The organism is Pseudomaricurvus alkylphenolicus (genome assembly GCF_011683955.1).
Lineage (GTDB): Bacteria > Pseudomonadota > Gammaproteobacteria > Pseudomonadales > Cellvibrionaceae > Pseudomaricurvus > Pseudomaricurvus alkylphenolicus.
Window position 1 is genome coordinate 790,304 of the sequence record NZ_JAAQPI010000001.1, and the last position, 23,076, is coordinate 813,379.

The window sequence follows — 23,076 nt, forward strand, 5'->3', positions numbered from 1 at the left end:
AATGGCGTTTTGAAGACGACGAGATTTTGTCTTGGTTAGACACCGTTTTGAATTAGAACGACGATGCACCCACCCCAGGATGCCCCTCAGATCGATGCAGCAAAAACATAATTGGCGTATTACGAAATCCGGGGATATCAAAATAGCTCACCCCCAACACACTGCGATCGCCAAGCTGCCGGAATTCGTCCCGGCAGCGGCGCCACATCCAGGGCGCATTGGCGGCATAGGTCGCCACCAATCCCTCTTGCGCATCGATTCTTTGGGTGTCCGATGCGATTAACATTTTGGGACCGCTTACAATGCCCCGCCCTTTGTCGATCATATTCAACGCATAGTCGCCAAAAAAGTGTTTGCCTCGCCATCCGGGCAAGCCGGTTAATCGCAAGAACCATCGTTTAAAGGGCTTGAGAATATTGGGCCCGGTCAGTTCGGCTTCGTAAACGCCGTCCAGTTCCGTGGCGGGTGGAAGCGTTGCGTAGAGTTGATAGAGTTGCTTGTCGTTGTTAACAGGATAATTCGACATCGGGTGCTGTTCCTATAGAGATATTTTTTTGAGAACCATGTCGGCCAGGTTGCCGGGCTGCGAAACGTTCCGCCATGGCGGTGATGGTCAGGCTTGGATTGACGCCGATATTGGCGGGAATGCTGGAGCCGTCCACCACAAACAAGCCCTTATGTCCGTGAACTTGGTGATTGCTGTCAATCACGCCTTCATTGGCTGTAGCCCCCATGGGACAACCACTGAGAATATGCGCCGTCATTGAGCGTGCGGTTATTGTCTCCGTCAGCAGGTTCATGGGTTTGCCTCCGGATAATTGCGCATAGATACGGGTAATTTTGTTGGCAATCGGCAGGTAACTGGGTACGCCTCGCTCACCGCTGTTTTGAGTAATCAATCGTTTGCGACGGGACCACCAGGGGCGGGAATACCTGAATGAAAGATGGTTGTTCAAGTCCTGCATGACGGTGAATAGGGTTGCCCGTTTTTCCCAGCCGCCAGCGAACCAGCTCCGTATGGATTGTATTGGGGACGTCACAAGGGCGATCAGCGTCTTCAATGCTCTTCGGCCTGGCTCGGCATCGTCTATCAACGGACCGAACGCATGGCGCATAAAACGGCTGCCCTGATCAAAGCGATTCTGAGTAATATGGGTTGACTCGTCTGGATAAAAATCTGTTGATATAGTCGTACCGTTGCTTATGTCGGTGCCCTTGGGGTGCAGTACCGCCGTTATCGCCTCTGAATTGGTGCGCACGACTTTTCCCAGACTCGGCGAAACCTGTTTAAGGGTTTTGTAGTCTTCCCGGTTTTTAAACAGCAACTCCAGAGTCCCGAGTACGCCAGCGGCCAAGACGACGTTTTTGGCGCGGACTTTTGTCAGAAATTTTTGGGTGACCGGGTCGAAAAAGTTCACGATATAACCGCCACCAGCCAGCGGCTTAATCTTATCGGCTTTGTGCTCAGGCAAGACTCTGGCTCCCTGCTGTTCAGCCAGATAGAGGTAGTTGAGATAGAGCGCGTTTTTGGCGTTTGTCTCACAGCCTGTGGTGCAACCGGCGCAAAAGTGACAGCCGGTGCGTTCCGGTCCGCGGCCACCGAAATACGGGTCCGGTTCTGGAACACCGGGTTCACCGAAATGGATCGCGTTGGGCACCGAAGAGAAAGTATCGCCTTTGCCGAGTCGTTGCGCGGTTTGCTCTAACCATTGGTCCTGTTCGCTGCGACGGGGATTGCGAGTAACCCCCAGCATCTCCGTCGCGGTCTTAAGATGAGGCGCCAGCTCCTCCTTGAAATCCAGCCCCAAGTGTTTGAAAACAGGGTCGTGATAAAACGTCGGCTTGGGGGGCAACATCACGGCTCCCCAAACGATGCTGCCACCGCCGACGCCTACCCCGCCGACTACCGCAACTTCCTTAAAAACATGTTGGGAAAAATAGCCCTTCCAACCCAGCTTTGGTGCCCACATTAACTTGGAGAGTTTGCGTTTACCCGCCCTGATTTCTTCCGGCCCCACGCGCCTGCCCTGCTCCGCCACGGCGACTCGCCAGCCTTTCTCCGCAAGCCTCAAGGCGGATACCGAACCGCCAAACCCGGAGCCCACAATCAGGTAATCGTAATCAAACATCGGGGCGGTGCCCCACATAGCCGAAATAGGCGATATACACGTAGCAGACGATAGGGATCACCAGCGCCAACTGCACCCCCACCCAATCTGCCAACATACCCTGCAACAGCGGCACTACCGCTCCGCCGACAATGGCCAGGCACAGGATGCCCGAGCCCTGACTGGTATGCGCACCCAGTTTCGCCAGCGATAAGCTGAAAATCGTCGGGAACATAATGGCGTTGCACAACCCCACCAGCAGCAGCGACCACATAGCCAGCGGGCCCTCCGTGATGGTGGCCAGCAGCACCAGTAACGCGGCAACAATGGCGTTAAGCCCCAAATAATGACCGGGATTGATTTTGCGCATCAAAGCCGCGCCCACAAATCGCCCGATCATAGCGCCGCCCCAGTAGTAGGCAATGTAGTAGGCTGCCTGATCTTCCTGCATGCCTGCGATATGTTCCAAGCTCAGAAAACTGACCAGAAAGCTACCAATGGCAACCTCCGCCCCGACATAGGCAAAAATGGATAAAGCCCCTAACGTCAGGTGCGGAAATTGCCAGGCACTGCCGGAAGCAGCGGCGTTATCACCTTCATTTTCTCCGGCTTCCACTGAGGGCAACCTTAACCAGGCAAAAACCACAGCCAACACGGCCAAGGTCGCCGCTAACAGTAGATAGGGAAGTTGCACGTCCTCGGCGCTGCTCTGCATGGCGTCGTGGCCATTGGTCGCCGCCGCGAGGATCAGCCAGCCGCCAAAGAACGGGGCAACGGTTGTGCCCAGCGAATTAAAAGCTTGGGTCAAGGTTAAACGACTGGGCGCACTGTGGCTGGGTCCCAGGCGGGTGACCATGGGGTTGGCGGAGACCTGTAAAACCGTGATACCGGCCGCCAGGATAAGTAGCGCTCCCAGGAACAAGGGATAGCTTTGCAGGGCACCCGCCGGGTAAAAGGCGGCGCAACCCACGCTGGCAGTGAACAGGCCGATAACGATACCCTTTTGAAAGCCCAGGCGTTTGACCAATTTGCCAGCCGGCAACGATACCAGAAAGTAAGCTCCGAAAAAGCAGAACTGAATCAACATGGCCTGGGTGTAGCTCAGGTCGAAAACGGCTTTTAGATGGGGAATCAGAATGTCATTTAGACAGGTGATAAAGCCCCAAAGAAAAAACAGCGATGTCAGTGCCGTGAGCGCGAAGCGCGAGTCCTTTGCAGGTACCGCGGCCGACATGGATGCGTCGACGGAAAGAGTGACGGGGGTCTGAGCCATAAAGTTAACCTGTGGAGTAACCAGTCGAAAGCCGAGGTCTACCAGCTTAGTGGGTTATAGGCCCGGTCAGAATGGAGCATATTCGACGATATATGGAGAAATTGCTTATCTGGTGTTTGTTCAGAATCAAGCGTCCTGGGGCAACCGGGGATAGCCGGTAATGTCGCGAATGGAGCGATATATTGGGTTCAGCCGGGCGTACATTTTTTGATAGACATCGTTAAACAGCTGATTATAAATCGCACGATTGTCAGCCAACGGGGTGAAGACCTCGCCTTTGTGAACCATGGCACTCACAGCACTGGTGTAGTCACTGTGGAGCCCCACTCCGACCGCGGCGTTGATGGCTGCGCCAAGCCCCGAAGTTTCGCAGGTGTGCAAACGTTCAGCCGCCAGGCCAAAGACATCGGCCGTGATTTGCATCGCCTGATCGCTCTGGGAACCGCCGCCGGAAACTCTAAGGGTTTGAATTGCTGTGCCGGTGCGTTTTTCCACCCGCTCTTTACCTGCACGCAAGGCATAAGCCAGCCCTTCGATAATGGCCCGGTAGATATGGGCGCGGGTGTGTACATCACCAAAACCGATGATCGCGCCCTTGGCTTCAGGCCCGGGTTCCCGCAGGCCCGGCGACCAATAGGGCTGCAACGTAAGCCCCATGGAGCCCGGCGGCACTTCTTTCAACAGTTCGTCAAACAGAACTTCCGGTGCAATTCCCTGTTGTTCGGCCAGGCGCTTTTCGCGCAGCCCGAACTCCCGCTTAAACCAGCTGACCATCCAGTAGCCTCTCTGAATCATAATCTCGGCGTTATAGGCATCGGGAACAGCTGCGGGGTAAGGAGGAATCGGTGGTGCAGCCTCGAAATAACGATCACAGGTAACGTTATAGGTTGCCGTGGTGCCGTAACTGAGACTGGCCATGTCCGGTCTTACGCAGCCGGAGCCGAGCACTTCGCAGGCTTTGTCGGAACCCGCCGCCACCAGCGGCAGCCCTTCGGGTATACCGGTTTGCGCCGCCGCCTCGGCAGAGATACTGCCCATCACCTCACCCGGTGCACACAAACCCGGCAACATGGTGGGCGTGATTGGTAACGCCTTCCAGCGCCAGTCGCGTTTGCCGGCCCATTGCTGGGTCTTGTAGTTAAAGGGAATATAACCCACCTGGCTGGCAACAGAGTCAACGTAAGATCCTGTCAGGCGGTAGCAGTGATAGCCGGACAGCATCAGAAATTTATGGGTGTTGCGCCACACTTCCGGCTGTTGCTGACGAATCCAGATGGCCTCCGCCTGTGATTGAAAATGGCGAACGGCACCGCGCTGACCAACGGCGGAAAACAACAGATCCCAGGCGCCCATATTGGGAAGCTGATCTTCCTGACGTTGGTCCAGCCAGACAATGGCCGGACGCAGGGGCTTGCCATCCCGATCAACATTTACCACCGTGCCCCGCTGGCAACTGAGACTGACGGCGGCCAGCTCGGAACGTGAGATGGGCAGTTGCGGCCAGAGTTCCTGGCAGGCGCGACACAGGGATTGCCAATAGTAATCGGCATCCTGCTCCGCCCAGCCGGGTTGTGGCGAGACGTAGGGTTCTATGGTGACTTGGCTTTTGGCAACTATCTGGCCCTCCAGATCGAAGACGATGGCGCGGATGCTCTGGGTGCCATTGTCCAGAGCGAGAACGTATTTTTGTTTCGAAGGCATCATCGTCGTATCCTGTCTGGATGGTCATTGATCACGATTGCTTGCCAGTTGCCACATTCTTGGTGGATTACGCCTATGGCTAATCCACCCTACGCAACGCGAGAATAATTGGTGACAAAGCTGGCAACACCGGTAATGGGTTATTGAGGCAGAGAGTAGTAGCTGCACCAGATTTGCTGATATCGTTCCTGTTCACTTTGCCATTTCTGAGTGTTCCAACCCAATTCATCCCTGAACATCTCGCGCAGCTTATCGAACAACTCCACACCGCCGTTTTTAAGTAGCAGGCCCAGGCGGGTGCGTCGCAACAACAAATCATCGAGGTGCTGAACCGATTCGTTTCTGACCGACCAGCGGCATTCCGCCAGGCAATAATCCGTGGAGGCGATGCGCTGATGTTCACAGGGGTTGGCTTCGGAGAAGAAGCGCACACAGTCGTCACCCAGTCGCCCGAGCAGACGTTTGGCTCTGGGAATATCATCGGCAAAAACCTGTGCCGGATGGGTCTGCGCCGTTCGAAACACGGCGTTGTCTTCAACATCGACGTTGCTGATTCGCAACCAGGGCTCTGCCGCTTTCAGCGCGTCCTCCGCAATCAACCTGAAAGTTGTCAGCTTGCCGCCGCTCACGGTAACCAGACCCGAATCGGCCCAAACGGCGTGATCCCGTCGCTCTTTTGAAGGCATTTTGGATGCAGAGGAGGAAGCCTTGTCCGATGCAATCACCGGCCGTACTCCGGAGTAGGTGGCAATCACATCCGTTTCGATAATGGCATGGTCGGGAAACTGGCTGTCCACCAGCTGCAGCAGATAGTCTACTTCTTCGCGGGTGATGCTGGATTCCACATCGAGATCCTGACCGTGATCAAGATCCGTTGTACCCACCACCGTCGCTCCCTCCCAGGGGAAGATAAACACCGGGCGTTTGTCACGGGGGTGCATCACAGTGGCAACCGCATTCACCGGCAGGCGGTGATGGGGAATGACCAAGTGACTGCCTCGCAATGGGCGAACCCGCTGCTCGGGGTTAACCTCGTTGCGCAGACGATCGGCCCAGGTTCCTGTCGCATTGATAACGACAGAGGCTTGCAGCTCAACCGACTCACCGGAGTCTGTATCCTCCAGAACCAGCCCCGAAATTTTACCGTCGCTACGCAGCAAAGATTTTGCTTTTACATAGTTCAGGGCGCGAACACCGGCCTGACTGCCTGCGTTCAAGGCCTCTTGTAAAACCCTTACGACCAGTCTGGCGTCATCGGTGACCGCGTCGGTGTAGTAGCAGGCACCGCGAAGTCCGTTCTGATTGATACCGGGAAACAAACCACTGACCGTCTCTTTGTCGTAATAGCGGTTGTCCTTGATACCGGCGATAAAGTCGTAGATTTTAAGCACCAGTGACATTGCCCAACGCCCAGGGAACTGGCCTTTGCGCAGCATCATATAGTAGCCCATGCGTTCAACCAGACCCGGCGCTTCCTGCAAAAGCCGCTCGCGTTCCTGCAACGAGTGACGAGTCAATTTCAAATCACCCTGTGCCAGATAGCGCAATCCGCCGTGGACCATTTTGGAAGATCGGCTGGAAGTACCCCAACCGAAATCCCGCTGCTCTACCAGCAATGCTTTCAGCCCCCGGCGTGCCGCCTCGCGCAGAACACCCGCTCCGGTAATGCCACCGCCAACAATAATGATGTCCCAGTGGCGTTTATCGGGGCCGGACAGTTCCTGCCATAAGGTTTCGCGATCAAGGTTCACCGTTACTTCTCCTGCCAGACTGTGAATGCCGCTTTCTCAAACATAGGAAGCTCGCTTAAAGCAACTTGCCGGGATTCATCTTGCCTTCCGGATCAAACAGGTCGCACAGGGATTGAATCGCCGCCATGCCCAATGTGCCCTTTTCGCTGGGGAGGTAGTGTTTATGGTCAAAGCCTACGCCGTGCTGGTGGCTGATGGTGCCGCCTTGCTCCACGATCTGTTCGGCTCCGGCACTCTTCAGTTTTTTCCAATGCTGGTAGGCAGATTCGAAAGAACCGCCATGGCGGAACAGATAAGTGGTGTAAATACTGCACCCTTGTCCATAGACGTGTGACAAATGGGTGTATACGTGAACTCGCTCGTCTTCGTCCGCCAGGGCATTACGAATAGCGCCCTCTATCGCTTCAACGGTTGCGGGAACACTGCACCAGTCAACGGCGGTCTCCATTGTGTCAACCGCATAACCTGCCTGCCACAATGGCTCACGCAGGTATGGCCCCTTAAAGCGACCGTGTGCCCAGAGATCCCCCAGCAGAGTACCGGTATCGACGCCGCCGTATTGCTCCGCGATGCCCAGCGCGACCTCCAATGCGGCTGTGCACTGTGATTCGCTACCGGTAACACCAAAGGTCAGCATGCAACGGTTGTCACCGGCGCCCTTGGAGGTCAGATATTCTTCCAGGGCGGCGACCTCTTCGCGATTGTCCGCCATACGCAAATGGGAGGTGGTCTCGACAGTATTGCTCAGGCGCATCATGGAGAGCTGAACCCGCTGTTGGGACAGATGGCGTACGGCATTAACACCGGCCTCCCAGTTGGGGAAAAACATGACATGAAAACTCTCCTGATCCGGCAGAGGTGAAACCCGTACCTTGACCTCAGAGAGAATGCCCATGCGGCCTTCTGAGCCCAGAATCATCTCGCGAATGTCCGGGCCAGCCGAGGAAGCGGGGAACGTGGGTATCTCCAAGGTGCCGCCAAAGGTCTCCATGCGACCACCGGCAAACATTTGCTCGATACGACCATAGCGTAGGGACTGCTGACCGCTGGAGCGGCTGGCAATCCAACCGCCCAGGGTGGCAAATTCCCAGGACTGGGGGTAATGACCCAGGGTGTAACCTTGGGCCTTGAGTTGGGATTCCACCAACGGACCCGGGGTACCGGCGCCGAAGGTGGCGATCTGGCTCTCCTTGTCCAGCGAGAGCAGTTTGTTCATACGCGCCATGGAGATCGTCAGAACCGGGCGGTCACCTTCCAGCGGGTTGATATGGCCCACAACCGAGGTACCTCCACCGTAGGGAATCACATCGATATTCTGTGCCTTGGCAAAGCTCAGCAGAGCTTGAATATCTTCCGGGCTTTCGGGCTGTGCCACACCATCCGGAAACACGCCCACTTCGCCGCTGCGAAGCGCGAGGTAGTCCGGCAAACTCTGGCCGCGGGCGTGGCGCACGCGGATCTCCGGATCCCGGCTCACCAGCGGATGCTCCGGCAAACGCGAAGCTGGTACCTTGGCGATCACTTCTTCCAAGGTAGCGTCCTTAAGGGGTGTGGACTCTCCCAGCAGCTCCTGGAGCATAGACATGGCCGCGGGGCCTATTTTTGCATCCATATCCTTATTTTCTTCACCCCAACTGTTCCAACGTCGCATAGCCAATCACCTCTGTCAGTAAAGTTACGTCTGTTATTAACAGGGTTTATGGTATCAACGCTGGAGGGTAGAACACTGTCGGATGAGGTCAGTGGAGTCACCGATTCAGACAAGCTGGGGATTGGGGATTAGAGGCTACCAATGCGCCATAGTGTTAGCCCCAGTCCCCCGACTTGCACAAATCCAGTTAAACCGCCATTAATTAACATGTTAATTACGCTTGTTTTGATGTACACTCAGCGAGTCCAGCCCCAAACCTGAGAAACTGACAATGCCAAAACACCGCCAATACGACATGACCGTTGTTCGCGTTAGGGATATCACCCCCAATATGCGCAGGGTCACACTCGGTGGCGAGCATTATGGGGACTTCCCTTCAGACTCTGAGGGCTGCTACGTCAAATTGTGTTTCGCAACCGACGATGATTCACCGTTGATGCGTACCTACACGATCCGGCACCAACGGCATGAAGCCATGGAGCTGGATATTGACTTCGCCTTGCATGGTGATAACGGCCTCGCCTCAGCTTGGGCGATGCACGCGCAGCCCGGAGAGACCCTTCGTATCAGCGCTCCCGGTCCGGCCAAGATCCCTGAGACCGGTTCGGATTGGTATTTTCTGGCCGGTGATATGACCGCACTGCCGGCATTGAGCGTCAATTTGGAACAGCTGCCTGCCGATGCCACTGGTTACGCCGTTATTGAGGTTACCGCCCCGGATGACAAACAGATGCTCTCAGCCCCGAAGGGGATAGAAATACATTGGGTTATTAATCCGGATGATGACTCCTCAAAATCGTTCCGAGAGACGATAGCCGGGCTCTCCTGGCTCAGCGGAGAGGTTTATGTCTGGGCTGCTTGTGAATTTGAATCCATGCGTGCCCTGCGTCGATATTTTCGGCAGGAAAGGTCCGTCGGTAAGCGCGAAATGTATATATCCAGCTATTGGAAAAGAGGGCTGTCCGAGGGTGAGCATCGCAAGGTAAAACAGGATGACGCCAGGGATTCAGTATAATTGGCACACTAAAAACTAAAACCCGCCCCAAACATCAGAATATTGCGGTTATAGTCATATTGTTCAATAGATGAATCGTTGTCGGTAAAACTGTAATCCGTTGTCAACGACCACTGGGGCGATAGCAGCCATTCCGCCCTTACGTTCAGGCGCAGACGATTATCCTCGCGGTGCTGGCTGAGCCCATTAATGACGTGATCATCGTGATAATCACTGAAACGATATTCAATGCCGGTACTCAGATCCACCCAGTCCCAGTTCATGGACCATTGAGCCTTGAATGAATGGCGCGAAGCGGAGTAACTGTAGAATAAATCCTCCGCTTGCAAGTCATCCCGGTTGTCATTGTCGAAGCGATAACGCAGCTTCCAACGCCCGGCATTATGAAAGGCACCACCATAGGTTACCTCCAGCCGCTGGGTACTGCCTTGCAGATAATCGTAGTCGGAAGCCAGACTGCTGATGGACTGTAATCGATAACGCAGTGCCCAGTGACGACCACTGGAAAGACGGGAACCGGTACCGCCGTGCAAGCTCAAGGTGCGCAGGTAATCGTCGCCACCAAGCTGGGAGGTCTCACCTCGTGTACCCAAATACCAGCTGCCGTAGTCGGTGGGCAGGTGACGCGTGACACCCGCTTGCAGCAGATTCACATCGTAGTCGTCCACCTCATCATAGCGGGAAAAATAGCCCGTTCCTTCGAGCACCCAGCTGTCATTGCGGTCATCGCTATTACTGTACCAACTGGCCGCCAGCAGTGCCTCACTGAATCGATCCTCTTCGTCGGTGCGTTCGGTATTGGTCGGGTCCACCACATTGTCATCACTGCCGTAGGTCACGCTGGCGGCTAACAACCAATCATCATCGGAAGACGCCGCAGAGTTCTTTCGGCGCGGGGTCCCAGAACCTGGATTCAAGCGGTCGTACTGCCGTTGCGCCAGCAGTGACAGCTCCTTTTGTTCAGAGAGTTGAGCGATATGAAAAAACAGCGCCTTCGCACGCTCCCGATTGCCCAGCTTTTTTTCCGTCACTGCCAGGTTATAGCGAATAAGGTCATTATCAGGCTGCTTTTGCACCAGTTGTAAAAAGCGGGCGTTGGCCTCATCCCAGCGCTTCAATCGGTAATAACAGACCGCAATATTGTATAGCAGACTGGCATCATACCTATCGACCTGCTCTTCCTGCAGGTAGAGATCCAGCGCCCTCGCATAATCCCCCTGTTGAAACAGCTGCTCCGCCCGGGAGAACGCTGAAGCCTCTTGAACGCCAGCGGATATCGACACCAGAACCACGAGTGTTAGCAGATGATGATTCAACTTCACAGTTTTTCTCCCAAGTAATCGTATTCGGATGAGTTCTGCATCCTGACCATTAAAAAGTCGCAGCCCCCTCAAATGGGGGACTGCGCAGGCACACCAACCGGGCGAAGAAATCGGTTGGAGGGTTTACTCACCGCCTCCCTGCTGGTGTTCACGCAGCTGGTGATGACGTTCTCTCATTCGCTCATGAAACCCTTCCCTGGCCTCTTGGTGTTCTGCGCGCACGGCTTCCACCTGCTCCCTCAGTTCTTCGTTCTCTTCCAGATAGCCCTGGATCTCCTCCCGATGTTGTTGACGCAAAGCCTTCAGCTCATCTTTTTTTGCGGTCAGCGCCTCCTCGTCGCCTGACTCCTTTAGGGCCTTCAACTCCTCTCTGAGCGCCTGCCTTTCCGCAATTTGTGCATCCAGTTCCTCTTGGGTCAGATCGCCGTTTTCAAGCATATAGTCGAGAATGATTTCTCTGGCCGGCAGAGCGATAGACCTGGAATCGCGTACCCGTTCAGACACGACGTTCATGGTTACATCGTCCAGGTTCACCTCCTCAGCGGCCAGGTTAATGGCGTGAGTGATCATCAGCGGCGCCAGCGCAGAAGCCACAATCAGCTTGGATAATGTCATGGTAAATCTCCTAATCATTAAGCGGTTTTTGATTCGCGGGGCAACCTCAGTGCCGCCTCCGCGTCTTCAGCTTGGCGTGCCAAAAACTTAACGGGCAGTTCAAAGCCCTTATGTTGATTGTTATAAGTGACCGTCGCCGATATCGTCAGCGCCGGATGATTCTCAAAGCCGGGTCTCACCCGCACCGGCAACGACAGGGTGTTGGCCCCTTTGATGAGATCCACATCCCACTGCAGACGGTGCAGATCCCGAAAACCCTCCAGGCTGAGAACATCAGGCAGCGTCAGCGCCAGGTTGGCGTCCGGCATATCCGCCGGCACATGAATCACCACCAAAATCTCGCGATTTAATGGATCTGTGGTCGCGCTCTTGTCTGAAAGTAATTGCGACCATTGCAGCCCAACAAACAGGGTCAGTGCCAATATTGAAGCCGCTGCGAATCCCTTCAAAAAGCTCACGCGTTGGTGACGATGCAATTGTTGCTGCTCCGAATTTTGGCGCGCGACCCGCATCATGCGACCCAAGACGCCGGCCCTGGGTATCGGAGCACGAAATCCGTCCAGCAACCGCAGATACTTCAGATGCTCCTGGTGAAATCCCCGGCAGCGGCCGCAAATGCGCAAATGATTATCGAATACGTCCGCCTCATGAGCTTTCAGCTCACCGTCCTCAAACTCGTCGATAAGAATTTGAAAATCTTCGCAGTTCATGTCCACTCCTCCGCTTTTATAGACGTTGAAAGTGAGCATCCGGTTGCAGATTCAGTGCTTCTTTAAGCTTCTTTCGTCCCCGATGCAGGTGCGACTTGAGGGTACCCACAGGTGCGTCCATGATCAGGGAGATTTCGGCCAGGCTGTAACCGCTAAGATCGTGCAGGCTGATCACCGAACGCTGCTCCAGACTCAATCGTTCCAGGTGGCGAAGTAACTGGCGGTGGAAGTAATCCCGCTCCTGCATGCCAGGATGAGCCAACTCCCCTTGCAGTGCCTCGTTGTGAACGTCTTGCTGTTCAGGCTGACGTCGGTACTTGCGGTAGCGATCCACAAAACGATTGTACAGGCAGCGGCTCAGCCAGGCGGGTAAATTCTTGACCGCCATCACACTTTCCTGCTTGCCATACAGCTCCAGCAACAGATCCTGCAAAAGATCCTCGGCATCGTGAGTGTTGCCCGTGTACTGGTAGGCCTGTTGGTACAGACTCTCCAGATGTTGGGCCAGACGCTCTTCAAACCGTTCCGGTTTGCTGTGGCTAAATGCTCGAAAAAAGGAAACGATATTGTTCATACCTTTTTAAACGACGGTAACCTAAAAAAGGTTGCGGTGGAGTTAAGATCTAACGAGTGTCAGAAACAGGCTAGCAACCAAATGTGCAAGAAATATGGAGTCAACCGGCGAAATTGTATCAAGATGTAACCTCACCATTACTTTTGGAGACAAATCTTCCGGCTGCTGCCATAGTTCCTCTACATTTTCGTGATGGAATACGCTGTTTGAAAATTGCAGCATGTACATTATGGGAAGGTTACTTATGGGCTTTATAAAACCAGTACTGATTTCAAGCCTGATATTCGGCGTTGTTGCCTGTTCTGGCCCCAACCCCAAACCTAAGGCTCCGAGGCTTAAGGAGCACTTCGCCACGTAGATCACTGAGAATGGCAGTAAAATGTTTGACTATTCGCTCGTTGCTCAGCGTCCTGATGGCGATAGAAAAGGTCGTGGTGACGGTGCGGGTAGACGTGGTCCAGGCGGGAAAAATGGAGAAGGCGGTAGACGCGGTGGTCGCGGAGGTTCTGAGGAAATGCAGGAGCACATCAAACGTGAGTTCTATCAGAAGCTGCAAGCCAAGCTTGAGGAAACCGGTTACTGTCGCGAGGGCTATATGGAGCTGGACAGTGAGTTTTCCCGTCGTCAATCGCGAGTTCGCGGAGAATGCCGGGAATCTTCTACGGACGATGATCGGGAGAAGTTCGGAGCGATGCAGACGACCGTATCTGAAAAAATGAAGCAGTTTGTTCCATTCGATTCCAGCGCCACCAGCGGTGGGTCGAGTTAGTGCAAGTGAACTGGGAAGAATCGCACCCGGCACCCGATCTGACGTTTACCTCAGGTGCCAAACAGTAAGAACACAGCGCCAAGTGCCTGCGGATTCAGCGGTGAGATATACCGCGTTCGGCCTCGAACGCACAGATAGTGTCTGTAAATTTTTTCATAATCTTATCGATGTCATCGCAGGTAACATTCAATGGCGGCGCCAACAATATCACATCACCAAAACGCCCCCCGTTGCTTCGACGGCCATAAACAAAGAGGCCAAGCTCTTGTGCTATCAGCCTCACTCGATCAGTAGCATTGATCTCCAAGGGAAATGGAGTTTTGGATGCTTTATCAGCCACTAACTCCACACCCAACAGCAAGCCCCGCCCGCGAATGTCACCGATGACTGTTGTTTGGTCTTGCAGCTCTCTTAGCTTTCCAACTAGGTATTCACCCATATCGCAGGTATTTTTGAGCAGATCATTTTCGGCAATTTCACTGAGCACAGCAATCCCGACTGCACAAGCGACCGGACTGGCATTATATGTATGAGCATAATTAAATCCGGTCAACGCGGACAGCTCATCAACCAAAGCCGCTGATGTCAGCATGGCTCCTAAGGGGTAATAGCCCGCTCCCAGTCCTTTTGCAACCACAGAGATATCGGGGCGTGCTTTTGGCCATCGATGACTGGTTAAAAATGTGCCCGTTCGCCCCACACCAGACATGACTTCGTCGTAAATCAGAAACACTCCGTACTTATCGCAAATTTGGCGTACTGCATTGAAGTAGGTCTCTGAAGGAGCGTTTGCTCCCGAGGATGATCCGCCAACAGGCTCTACGATAAAGGCCAGAACTTCGTCCTGACCCAGAGCAATTATCGTTTCTTCCAATTGCCCGGCGCACTGTAGCTCATAGGCATCTTGTGTCATTCCCTGTGGACGACGGTGACTCAAAGCAGCAGGAACGTGCCTCGCCATTGTTAGCATATCTCCAAACACTTCGCCAAAAACCGGGTCTCCGCTTACCGCGAGCGTTCCTAAGGTCATACCATGATAAGACGGCTGGCAACTGATTAGTTTAAAACGCTGCTTTTCTCCGCGGGCATACCGATATTGACGACAGAATTTGATCGCCATGTCTACAGCCTCTGATCCACCTGACACAAAGAAGGCTCGTTCGAATCCATCACCGGCAAGTTGTGTTAACGTATTAGCCAGCTGAATGTTCGGAAGATTTCGCGCGGTCGAGGGGAACGAGAATTCCAGTGTCTGTGCCTGCTTGCTCATCGCCTCTATGATTCCCTTGTGACCATGCCCTAAGTTACAGGTCACTGGGCCGGAAGATGCATCGATATAACAATTTCCCTGATCATCCCAAAGGTAAATACCTTCTCCTCGAACCAACGTCGGCCGCCAATTGTCACCATTCCCAGCGTAAAAAATATCCTGGGCACCACCTTTGTCATCGGTTGATACACCCGACTGGGTGAAACCAGTTGCCTTGTCTGTCATTGATTGATTCCTCAACCTCGCTTGTTTCGTTTACTCATTTGGCTAAGATACTACTTCTGTTGGTTTTTTCATCTCGCTCTTATCTCACACCATCGACTGATAAACAGCGCGTAGGTCATTAATGTATGTCTAATGGATTCCAGATTCACACACTCATCAATACCATGGATATTACGAGCAATGGGTCCGTAGCAAGTACCTGCTGTTTTGCTGTAAAAGTGAAATGCTCTGAGGTCTGTCGTACAGGTTAATAGGCGATGTTCCACGTCACTGCCGGTCAGGCTGCGATGGCATTGAGACAACAACTCGATTCCTGGATCCTGCAAATCGATTAACAGACCTTCGGAACGAAAACCATGGAAACGCAGTAGCGGCGGATTACTTTTAAACTCCGGCAGCCTTTGAGTAGCTCGCTCTATGCGATCACTGACCATCTGCATAATCTGGTTTGCGGTCATGCCGGGAGGAAAACCGACTCTTACTTCCATTTGGGCGTGGGCGGGCACGCTTGAGGCCCAATTGCCACCATCAAAGCGCCCTATGCTCAGATTGAATGGGTGATCGAATTGGTCGTATGGTGGGGAACGATATTGGTCATTGAGCTCAGCCTCCAAATCCTTCAGCGCAGGAATCAACATCTGTAACCGCTCTATTGCGTTTACCCCGGCGGAGGTATCCAGAACATGGGCAGGCGTACCTCTGCAGATCACTTTGAACCACAGAACTCCCACCTGGCCGGTATGAATCTGTGGCCCGAAGGGCTCAGGAATCAACACGAAGTCTCCGCCATAACCCTGATCCAGACAAGCCAGGGTGCCATTGCCCGAGCACTCTTCCTCCACCACGGCTTGAATGGTCAGCGGTGAGTCGATGATAAAACCGGCTTTGTGAATGGCGTGTACAGCGTAGATCATGGCCGCAACGCCTGACTGCATATCCCCCGCTCCACGGCCATACAGCCACCCATCTTTTTCCCATGGTTCATTAGGGGGGCGGCTCCACATATCAAAAGGTGTAGCATCAACCACATCCAAGTGCCCGTTGAATACCAGACTCTTTCCCTTCGCCTGAGGGTTGAGTGTTGAAACCAGGTTATATTTTTTGTCATGCTCCCACTCCACGGGCGCATATAATGGATGCTCTGAAAGACTCTTTTTATTCAACGGGACGCGATCGGCAGGCAACGACAGATCCCTAAGATGCCGTTCAACCACATCCAGTACGCCCTGTTCTTGATTCAGGATACCGTACTGTTTCACCATTTCTTTTGTGAAGTTGATGACCTCGGGAAATATCTGATCACATATTGAGAGAATTTTACCTTCTATAACCCCACGCTCACTATCGTTACGCTCATCTACGAAGGCTGTCATTAGAATCTCTCCAGCTGATCGGAAACTTTTAGTTCAGCACCCGTCTGAGCCAACAAGTCGTCAAGTTGTATGTTCTCTGCGATTTCGCGCAGCAATAATCCCTCTTTCGTCACGTCCATGACGGCCTTATCCGTTATGATTCTCGATACACACCGTTTAGCGGTCAAAGGGAGGGTACAACGTTTTAAGATCTTGGGATTCCCACGTTTATCGTTATGGCTGCACAAAATAACAATACGCGGTGTCTTTTGCGCTAACTCCATCGCTCCACCGATACCCGGCGAAAAGCGCCCGGGAATCTTCCAGTTAGCCAGGTTTCCCAGCTCATCGACTTCAAATGCTCCCATGACGGACATATCTACTTTTCCCCGTCGGATCATGGCAAAGGAGACCGCGCTGTCGAAGAAACAGCTGCCTTCTCGAGTGGTTGTGTAGACGCCGCCGGCATCTATCAGTGCAGCATCTGCCGTCTCCTTGGAGGCTTGTTTCCAGGCACCAAGTACACCGTTCTCGGACTGAATCAGTACATCTACGCTTTCCGGTAGGTAATTGATCAGTTGAGTTGGGAGACCTATACCGAGATTGACGATCTGTCCTGAAGCAATCTCTGCAGCCGCACGATTTAGCATTCTATCTGTATTCACATCAACTCCTAGGAGACCTCATCTGTTACTCGACCAGGCATCAATCCGTAGGCATCGCCAAGTTGATCAAGCGGCACTACCGAAGATACAAATGCACTGGGCGTATGTACGGAGGCGGGGGCCAAGCTTCCGGGTTCCTGAATTCTCGGGGATTCAACGATAACCTGGTCCGCTGCCATAGCCATAAGGGGGTTAAAATTCATGGCACTTGCTCGGTATACAAGATTACCAAAGTAATCCGCAGTCGCAGCATGCAACAATGCGAATTGGGCAGGCAACGCTTCCTCAAGCTTGTAAGTATTACCCTGCCATGTGATTAGCTGGCGAGGATCAGTAATTTCTGAATCAACCCCGATATCGGATAAGAATCCATAACTGCCGGCCCCTGCAGTGCGAATCTTCTCCGCCAAAATTCCCTGAGGGTGAAAAGAGACCTCAATGACTCCGTCATTCATCATGGCCACTACGCTTTTGTTCAACCCGATATGGGTGGTGATGAGCTTTTTCACCTGTCCGTTCTCAATGAGTTTGCTAATACCCAGACCGGATTCGTTAGCATCATTTTTAATCAGAGTAAGCCGGGACTGACCTTGGTTGACTAATTCATCAATCAAGGTAAATGGTGTACCAGGACATCCAAATCCACCCACCATAATGATCGCGCCATCCGGAATGGTTGCGATTGCATTCTCTAAGCTTTGCAGTTTATTCATCAGCTCGACAACTCCTCTCACTGAAATTCTATTGATCCATAATAAGGAACAGGTTAGACACGAATATTCTCCGCATCTCGATAGACTTGACGCGAGCTGATATCACCCTCACGGAACATGTATTTGTTGGTATAGGCTAGTAACAGAGTGATTATTGGTGCCAACCAGGCGAAAAAGGTATAGGGCAGATAATCGAGTGTTGCCACTCCCAGCACCGAGGCGTAGTAAACCCCGCCAAGTCCCCATGGAATTAGCGGGGATGTGACCGTTGCAGAGTCTTCACTTACTCGAGAGCACACCTGTGGCAACAAGCGCTTCTTTTTGTACAAAGGTATCAGCATGCGGGTTGGAATAATGATCGCCATATACTGGCTGGCGGTGAAGACATTGATTACCACAGACGATACGACATGAGTGGTCACCAGACCCGATACCGAATTCACCATTTTCTGAACCTGCTCCAGAATAACCGTCAGCATTTTGGTTTTTTCCATGACTCCCCCCATTGCAAGGGCAGCAAATGCCAGAGAGATGGTCCACATCATGTTTTGCAATCCACCACCTGATAGTAATTTGTCCACCTCGGGTATGCCGATTTCGGAAACAAAACCATAGTTCATGTAGTGCAACATATCCGACACGGAGTGTCCTTGAACAACGACTGCCAGTACGAACCCCAGCAGCGTTGCAATGACCATTACGGCGAGACCTCCTACTTTCTTAACCGCAAGCAGCACCACCAATACCGGCGGTAGCAATGTAAGCGGGTTCAACACGTAGTTGTTCCTGATCCCCTCGATAAGGGAATCCATACGATCATTGTTGTTGGAACCGCCGGATTCGGAGCTAACTCCAAACAAGAAAAATATCGCCAAAGTCAGGAGGATTGCAGGCCCCGTGGAATAGGCCATGCTACGAATATGATCGAACAGATCCGCTTCTGCCACCCCTGAAGCGAGATTGGTAGAGTCGGAGAGTGGAGACATTTTGTCACCAAAGATCGAACCTGAAATTACCGCCCCTGCTGTGAGCGCCGGCGGTATCCCCAGCCCCAGACCAACGCCCATAAAACCGACGCCAAACGTTGCAGCCGTCGTCCAGGAGCTGCCTGTACAGACAGAACCCAAGCAACAGATCAGGCAGGCTGTGAACAGGAAGTACTCCGGCGTCAATGCCATCATGCCGTAATAGATCAACGCCGGAATGGTGCCTGCCGCTATCCAACTGGCGATCAATACTCCGACCAACATCAATATCAGCATTGGCAGCATCGCCAGGTTGCAGCCATAGAGAATTCCCTCCTGAACTTCTTCCCAGCTGAAACCGTGCAATAACGCAACCAATGCGGCAACCGCCGTTACCATGATTAAAGTGATTTGGGTAGTGCCTGTACTTTTGAGCACAAACACCTGTGTGGAGATGGCAACCACGAGAAATAACATAACACTCAGTGAACTCCAAAAGCCCACGCGCTTATCGCTGGCTGTGTAAGTCATTGCTGCTCCTGTATCGTGTCTGGAAAGACGGCGCATTGATTCCGTTGGTCACTACCCGAACATCCTGGTTCTGTATGAACATGGTTATGAATTATAGATTCACCAGAACAACCATGACAATGCATGATCAATTCTTGTAATATAATGACTTTTTGTCATGCTAATCCGACCGCGGAACAATCTTATGGAAAACATAAGCCTTAACTCCTTGAAAGCGCTGACTATTTTTAAAACCCTCTATGAAAACAGCTCCGCAACCAAAACCGCTGCTGTCCTGGGTATTACCCAGTCTGGAGTGAGCCGCTCTTTGGGCCAGTTGGAGGAGAACCTCGGTATTCAGTTGTTTATTCGTGAAAAGAATCGCTTGATTGCTACCCCCGAGGCACAGGAACTTTACAGCAATGTGCTCGCCCTGATGATCAACCTGGATGAACTCAAGCACAATGTTGCGGCACTTCGAGAATTCGGAGCCTCCCGGGTTCGTATAGCGAGTATTCCAGGACTGGCATTTGGCTATCTTCCTAAAGTCATTGCTCGACTGCAGCAAGAAGTGCCCAAGCTGAATATCTATTTTGACATTATGGCCAGTAGCGACGTAGTGCGATCAGTGGAATCCGGAATTTTCGATTTGGGGGTCATAACCCTGCCGACAACCAGTCAACAGCTGATTGTGGAAGAATTGATAAAAACGGAAGCGGTCTGTTTACTGCCGAAATCACACCCGCTCGCCAACAAGAAAGAAATCCATCTGGAAGATTTCCGGCATCAGCACTTAGTCATACCCAATCAGCCTAATGTTGCTGCCGATCAACTACTGCGCTTGATCAGAGATAATCGCATTCAGATTGCAGGCAAAACCGAATCCAATATTGCCAGTATTTGTGCGCTGGTCGAACAAGGGGTTGGTATCAGCGTCATCAACTCGATCACGGCCAACGATCTCGCTCCCAAAAATGTGCTGCTAAAACCCTTTGCCCCGACAATTCACTATGCCTTTGGGCTGGTGTACCAGAAGCACTGGAGTGACAACAAACTGACTCAGATGATTCGCGACCATCTTACACCGTAACTGACAGAGAACACGCGATAGAGGTCCGGCTTCCGCCACCTCAAATCATGACTATAAGTCATGCATTTATGCGAAAACATCATATCTTGTAATACCTTGAGGCAGCTGCCTACAATAACTTTACCCGCCGTACTTCGTACTGAAACTTTTCATTCGAATCTCTGCAACGGCAAACAGGGCAACAGACAAACACACAAATAAAGACATATCAGCTATAAAGGTGAAGATAATGAGGAGCATTTACACCCTAACATCCCTGTCAATCATGGCATTGACCGGCAGCCTTGGGACAGCACAAGTTCTTGCTCAAAGTGGAAACGGAGAGTATGCCGATGGTAGCGATATCATCGAAGAGGTTATTACCACGGGCACTCGAATTCAGGGACGTTCAGCACTCGACTCTGCTGCACCTGTCGATGTTCTATCAGGAGATGATTTTACCAACCAGGGTGCTAACGATCTGGGCGATCTGCTGCGCACAATTGTGCCTTCTTACAATGTTAACGCCCAGCCTATCAGTGATGCTGCAACCTTTGTCCGCCCTGCCAATCTGCGCGGACTTGCTCCGGATCATACGCTGGTATTGATGAACGGTAAGCGCCGTCATCGTTCTGCCGTCATTGCGTTTTATGGCGCTGGCCTTTCCGACGGTGCTCAGGGGCCGGACATTTCAGTGCTTCCTTCTATTGCCCTGGAGCAAGTAGAAGTACTTCGTGACGGGGCTGCCGCGCAATACGGATCTGATGCCATTGCCGGAGTCATGAACTTCAAATTGAAAGACGACTCCGAGGGTGGCTCTCTGGAAATAAAGGCCGGCACTTTCTATGAGGGAGACGGTGACAGTCTGCAATTGGCTGGGAACATTGGTCTGCCCCTTACCAGTAACGGTTTTGCTAACCTGAGCATCGAATATAACGAGGCCGATCCCACCGACCGTTCGGTACAGCGGGATGATGCAGCAGCGCTCATCGCAGCAGGCAATTCTGATGTGGCTGATCCTGCACAGATCTGGGGCTCACCCGAGCTCAAAGAAGATCTGAAAATCGTCGCGAATCTGGGATTGGACCTGGACGCTGACAAGACTTTCTATGCCTTCGGAAACTACGCCAACAAGAGCTCAGAGGGCGGTCTTTACTACCGTAACCCCAGCAGCCGCGAGGGAGTCTATACTCGCGGTGGCGCTCCATTGATTGGCGACCTGGACGGGGTCAACCAGGGCATTGACTGTAGCGGCGCCAGCCTGGCGCAGGTTATGGACAATAACACATCACTGGGTGCAAACTGCTTTGTGTTTAATGAACTATACCCGGGTGGATTCACCCCTACCATGGAAGGTGAAGTCACTGACTTGGCGGGTGTAGTCGGCGTTCGCGGATCGCTGGATTCTGGTTGGAACTATGACGTCAGTGTCGGTGCCGGCTACAGCGAAGTCGAGTTTACAGTACGCTCTATAAACGCTTCATATGGCCCCAACACGCCGCTGACAATGGATGCAGGCAGTTATTCCCAATTGGAAAAAAACTTCAATATCGATGTCACCTACCCTATCCCAGTTGACGCCTTCGCATCAGACTTGAACTTTGCTGCAGGATTTGAATGGCGAGAAGAGAAATTTGAGGCCAAGATCGGCGACCCGGAATCCTACAACAGCGGCCCTCTCTTGTCCCAGGGCTTCAGTTCCGGCTCTCAGGGGTATGTTGGCCTCAGTGAAGACAGTGCAGGCGAGGCGGACCGTTCGAACATCGCATTTTATGTGGACCTGGAAGCAGAGGTAACTGACGATATACTGATTGGTTTAGCTACGCGATTGGAAGACTTCGATGACTTTGGTTCTACGAGCAACAGCAAACTGTCTGCCCGCTGGGACATCAGTGAGAATCTGTCTTTACGCAGCACAATCGCCACCGGCTTTCGGGCGCCGACGCCGGGGCAAGCCAATGTAACCAATGTCAGCAGTGTTTTTGATAACGGTGTATTGGTGAACAGTGGCATTATTCCACCCACAACACCCTTGGCGATGGAGTTCGGTGGCAAGGCTCTTGACCCGGAAGAGTCCGAGAGTTTTTCTTTTGGCGTGGTGTTTAATATAGGTGCTTTGGACGTCACTATTGACTATTTCGATATTGATGTGGAAGACCGAATTACCCTTTCCAGCTTTAACAGTATCAGCCCCTCTGAAGCGGCTCTGTTGGAATCCCAGGGTATTGCCGGTGCCTCTGAATTCGCCAACTTCCGTTATTACACCAACGACTTTGATACCAATTCCAAAGGCGTCGACGTAGTTGCTACTTATCCCATCAATCTTTTTGATGGAGACACAGACTTAAGCTTAGCCATGAACTGGACAGAAACAGAAGTGACGGGCTACACCGAAGGTCTGTTGAACGCCACACGGATACGTACATTGGAAGAAGGGTTACCAGAGATAAGAGGAAACCTCTCATTGAGTCATGTTCAAGGCCCTTGGCGCGGCTTGGTCAGAGTCAACTATTACGGAGACTATTACATCGCTCACGCCTCGGCTGGCAGCCTTTCTTTTGAGCCAGGTGCGGAAACAACGGTGGATTTGGAATTGGCGTATAGCTTCAGCGATCAATTGACTGTTGTTGCAGGGGCCAACAACGCCTTCGATCAATACCCGGATGAAAACCCCTATGGGGGTATCCTCGGCTCGAAGTACCCTGAGTTTTCTCCGATGGGGATCAATGGCGGAATGTATTACCTGCGGTTGCGCTACGAACTCTGACCAGTCCGCTGACATGCAGCTGCAGGGGTGGGTTCCCTTGCAGTTGTATTA

At 52.6% G+C, this 23,076-nt stretch carries 19 protein-coding genes; 4 read left to right on the forward strand and 15 right to left on the reverse strand.

Going from position 1 to position 23,076, the window contains the following annotated elements; translation table 11 throughout:
• Nucleotides 1-52: 52 nt before the first annotated feature.
• The 6 genes from HBA55_RS03120 to HBA55_RS03145 all read right to left on the reverse strand — a co-directional run bounded on the left by HBA55_RS03120 (nucleotide 53) and on the right by HBA55_RS03145 (nucleotide 8,484).
• Nucleotides 53-526, reverse strand: a complete 474-nt coding sequence (locus HBA55_RS03120; RefSeq protein ID WP_166986902.1) for a hypothetical protein — start codon at nucleotides 524-526, stop codon at nucleotides 53-55.
• Nucleotides 507-2,129: a GMC oxidoreductase gene (locus HBA55_RS03125; protein ID WP_166986905.1), complete on the reverse strand. Its 1,623-nt coding sequence runs from the start codon at nucleotides 2,127-2,129 to the stop codon at nucleotides 507-509. Before HBA55_RS03125 ends, HBA55_RS03120 begins: the two co-directional genes overlap by 20 nt.
• Nucleotides 2,122-3,381: a sugar MFS transporter gene (locus HBA55_RS03130; RefSeq protein WP_166986908.1), complete on the reverse strand. Its 1,260-nt coding sequence runs from the start codon at nucleotides 3,379-3,381 to the stop codon at nucleotides 2,122-2,124. The genes HBA55_RS03125 and HBA55_RS03130 overlap by 8 nt, the downstream gene beginning before the upstream one ends.
• 126 nt (nucleotides 3,382-3,507) lie before the next feature.
• Nucleotides 3,508-5,085 carry an FGGY-family carbohydrate kinase gene (locus tag HBA55_RS03135; protein ID WP_206019494.1) on the reverse strand — a complete coding sequence of 526 codons (1,578 nt, stop codon included), beginning with the start codon at nucleotides 5,083-5,085 and terminating at the stop codon, nucleotides 3,508-3,510.
• A 137-nt stretch (nucleotides 5,086-5,222) separates the two neighbouring features.
• Nucleotides 5,223-6,833, reverse strand: coding sequence for a glycerol-3-phosphate dehydrogenase/oxidase (locus HBA55_RS03140; protein WP_338109350.1), 1,611 nt, complete (start codon nucleotides 6,831-6,833; stop codon nucleotides 5,223-5,225).
• Between the two features lie 55 nt (nucleotides 6,834-6,888).
• The gene (locus HBA55_RS03145) at nucleotides 6,889-8,484 is read right to left on the reverse strand and encodes an FAD-binding oxidoreductase (RefSeq protein WP_166986911.1); all 1,596 of its coding nucleotides are present in this window, start codon (nucleotides 8,482-8,484) and stop codon (nucleotides 6,889-6,891) included.
• Nucleotides 8,485-8,755: 271 nt separating this feature from the next.
• On the opposite strand from HBA55_RS03145, the gene HBA55_RS03150 reads away from it, so the two are divergent.
• Nucleotides 8,756-9,499 carry a siderophore-interacting protein gene (locus HBA55_RS03150; RefSeq protein ID WP_166986914.1) on the forward strand — a complete coding sequence of 248 codons (744 nt, stop codon included), beginning with the start codon at nucleotides 8,756-8,758 and terminating at the stop codon, nucleotides 9,497-9,499.
• A gap of 8 nt (nucleotides 9,500-9,507) precedes the next feature.
• Here HBA55_RS03150 and HBA55_RS03155 read toward each other — a convergent pair whose 3' ends face one another.
• From HBA55_RS03155 to HBA55_RS03170, 4 genes are all read right to left on the reverse strand, one after another.
• Nucleotides 9,508-10,821 carry a tetratricopeptide repeat protein gene (locus tag HBA55_RS03155; protein ID WP_166986917.1) on the reverse strand — a complete coding sequence of 438 codons (1,314 nt, stop codon included), beginning with the start codon at nucleotides 10,819-10,821 and terminating at the stop codon, nucleotides 9,508-9,510.
• Nucleotides 10,822-10,944: 123 nt separating this feature from the next.
• Nucleotides 10,945-11,436, reverse strand: a complete 492-nt coding sequence (locus HBA55_RS03160) for a hypothetical protein (protein WP_166986920.1) — start codon at nucleotides 11,434-11,436, stop codon at nucleotides 10,945-10,947.
• Nucleotides 11,437-11,453: 17 nt separating this feature from the next.
• Complete coding sequence (locus HBA55_RS03165; RefSeq protein WP_166986923.1) at nucleotides 11,454-12,146, reverse strand: zf-HC2 domain-containing protein; 693 nt, start codon at nucleotides 12,144-12,146, stop codon at nucleotides 11,454-11,456.
• Between the two features lie 16 nt (nucleotides 12,147-12,162).
• Entirely contained in the window at nucleotides 12,163-12,720 is a 558-nt protein-coding gene (locus HBA55_RS03170; protein WP_166986926.1) for an RNA polymerase sigma factor, read from the reverse strand.
• Nucleotides 12,721-13,099: 379 nt separating this feature from the next.
• On the opposite strand from HBA55_RS03170, the gene HBA55_RS03175 reads away from it, so the two are divergent.
• Nucleotides 13,100-13,489, forward strand: a complete 390-nt coding sequence (locus tag HBA55_RS03175; protein ID WP_166986929.1) for a hypothetical protein — start codon at nucleotides 13,100-13,102, stop codon at nucleotides 13,487-13,489.
• Nucleotides 13,490-13,583: 94 nt separating this feature from the next.
• On the opposite strand, the gene HBA55_RS03180 is transcribed toward HBA55_RS03175, so the two are convergent.
• The 5 genes from HBA55_RS03180 to nhaC form a co-directional block, all read right to left on the reverse strand.
• Nucleotides 13,584-14,984 (reverse strand): aminotransferase family protein, encoded by a 1,401-nt coding sequence (locus tag HBA55_RS03180; protein WP_166986932.1) that lies wholly within the window; start codon nucleotides 14,982-14,984, stop codon nucleotides 13,584-13,586.
• Between the two features lie 68 nt (nucleotides 14,985-15,052).
• On the reverse strand, nucleotides 15,053-16,357 hold the full coding sequence (locus HBA55_RS03185; protein ID WP_166986935.1) for an ArgE/DapE family deacylase: 1,305 nt from the start codon (nucleotides 16,355-16,357) through the stop codon (nucleotides 15,053-15,055).
• Complete coding sequence (locus HBA55_RS03190) at nucleotides 16,357-17,001, reverse strand: 3-oxoacid CoA-transferase subunit B (protein ID WP_206019495.1); 645 nt, start codon at nucleotides 16,999-17,001, stop codon at nucleotides 16,357-16,359. Before HBA55_RS03190 ends, HBA55_RS03185 begins: the two co-directional genes overlap by 1 nt.
• Before the next feature lie 8 nt (nucleotides 17,002-17,009).
• The gene (locus HBA55_RS03195; protein WP_166986938.1) at nucleotides 17,010-17,714 is read right to left on the reverse strand and encodes a CoA transferase subunit A; all 705 of its coding nucleotides are present in this window, start codon (nucleotides 17,712-17,714) and stop codon (nucleotides 17,010-17,012) included.
• 53 nt (nucleotides 17,715-17,767) lie between these two features.
• Nucleotides 17,768-19,210: a Na+/H+ antiporter NhaC gene (gene nhaC / locus HBA55_RS03200; RefSeq protein WP_166986941.1), complete on the reverse strand. Its 1,443-nt coding sequence runs from the start codon at nucleotides 19,208-19,210 to the stop codon at nucleotides 17,768-17,770.
• A 184-nt stretch (nucleotides 19,211-19,394) separates the two neighbouring features.
• Between nhaC and HBA55_RS03205 the strand changes: the two genes are divergently transcribed.
• Nucleotides 19,395-20,279 carry a LysR family transcriptional regulator gene (locus tag HBA55_RS03205; protein ID WP_166986944.1) on the forward strand — a complete coding sequence of 295 codons (885 nt, stop codon included), beginning with the start codon at nucleotides 19,395-19,397 and terminating at the stop codon, nucleotides 20,277-20,279.
• Between the two features lie 229 nt (nucleotides 20,280-20,508).
• Complete coding sequence (locus tag HBA55_RS03210) at nucleotides 20,509-23,025, forward strand: TonB-dependent receptor plug domain-containing protein (RefSeq protein WP_166986947.1); 2,517 nt, start codon at nucleotides 20,509-20,511, stop codon at nucleotides 23,023-23,025.
• Nucleotides 23,026-23,076 lie beyond the last annotated feature (51 nt).

Excerpts from the sequence above, each read along its gene's own strand:
- HBA55_RS03130 (WP_166986908.1), bottom strand. The coding sequence starts at position 3,381 with ATGGCTCAGACCCCCGTCACTCTTTCCGTCGACGCATCCATGTCGGCC.
- HBA55_RS03175 (WP_166986929.1), top strand. The coding sequence starts at position 13,100 with ATGTTTGACTATTCGCTCGTTGCTCAGCGTCCTGATGGCGATAGAAAA.
- HBA55_RS03205 (WP_166986944.1), top strand. The coding sequence starts at position 19,395 with ATGGAAAACATAAGCCTTAACTCCTTGAAAGCGCTGACTATTTTTAAA.
- HBA55_RS03145 (WP_166986911.1), bottom strand. The coding sequence starts at position 8,484 with ATGCGACGTTGGAACAGTTGGGGTGAAGAAAATAAGGATATGGATGCA.
- HBA55_RS03135 (WP_206019494.1), bottom strand. The coding sequence starts at position 5,085 with ATGATGCCTTCGAAACAAAAATACGTTCTCGCTCTGGACAATGGCACC.
- HBA55_RS03210 (WP_166986947.1), top strand. The coding sequence starts at position 20,509 with ATGAGGAGCATTTACACCCTAACATCCCTGTCAATCATGGCATTGACC.
- HBA55_RS03165 (WP_166986923.1), bottom strand. The coding sequence starts at position 12,146 with ATGAACTGCGAAGATTTTCAAATTCTTATCGACGAGTTTGAGGACGGT.
- HBA55_RS03120 (WP_166986902.1), bottom strand. The coding sequence starts at position 526 with ATGTCGAATTATCCTGTTAACAACGACAAGCAACTCTATCAACTCTAC.
- HBA55_RS03170 (WP_166986926.1), bottom strand. The coding sequence starts at position 12,720 with ATGAACAATATCGTTTCCTTTTTTCGAGCATTTAGCCACAGCAAACCG.
- HBA55_RS03125 (WP_166986905.1), bottom strand. The coding sequence starts at position 2,129 with ATGTTTGATTACGATTACCTGATTGTGGGCTCCGGGTTTGGCGGTTCG.
- HBA55_RS03160 (WP_166986920.1), bottom strand. The coding sequence starts at position 11,436 with ATGACATTATCCAAGCTGATTGTGGCTTCTGCGCTGGCGCCGCTGATG.
- HBA55_RS03150 (WP_166986914.1), top strand. The coding sequence starts at position 8,756 with ATGCCAAAACACCGCCAATACGACATGACCGTTGTTCGCGTTAGGGAT.
- HBA55_RS03180 (WP_166986932.1), bottom strand. The coding sequence starts at position 14,984 with ATGACAGACAAGGCAACTGGTTTCACCCAGTCGGGTGTATCAACCGAT.
- HBA55_RS03195 (WP_166986938.1), bottom strand. The coding sequence starts at position 17,714 with ATGAATAAACTGCAAAGCTTAGAGAATGCAATCGCAACCATTCCGGAT.
- nhaC (WP_166986941.1), bottom strand. The coding sequence starts at position 19,210 with ATGACTTACACAGCCAGCGATAAGCGCGTGGGCTTTTGGAGTTCACTG.
- HBA55_RS03185 (WP_166986935.1), bottom strand. The coding sequence starts at position 16,357 with ATGACAGCCTTCGTAGATGAGCGTAACGATAGTGAGCGTGGGGTTATA.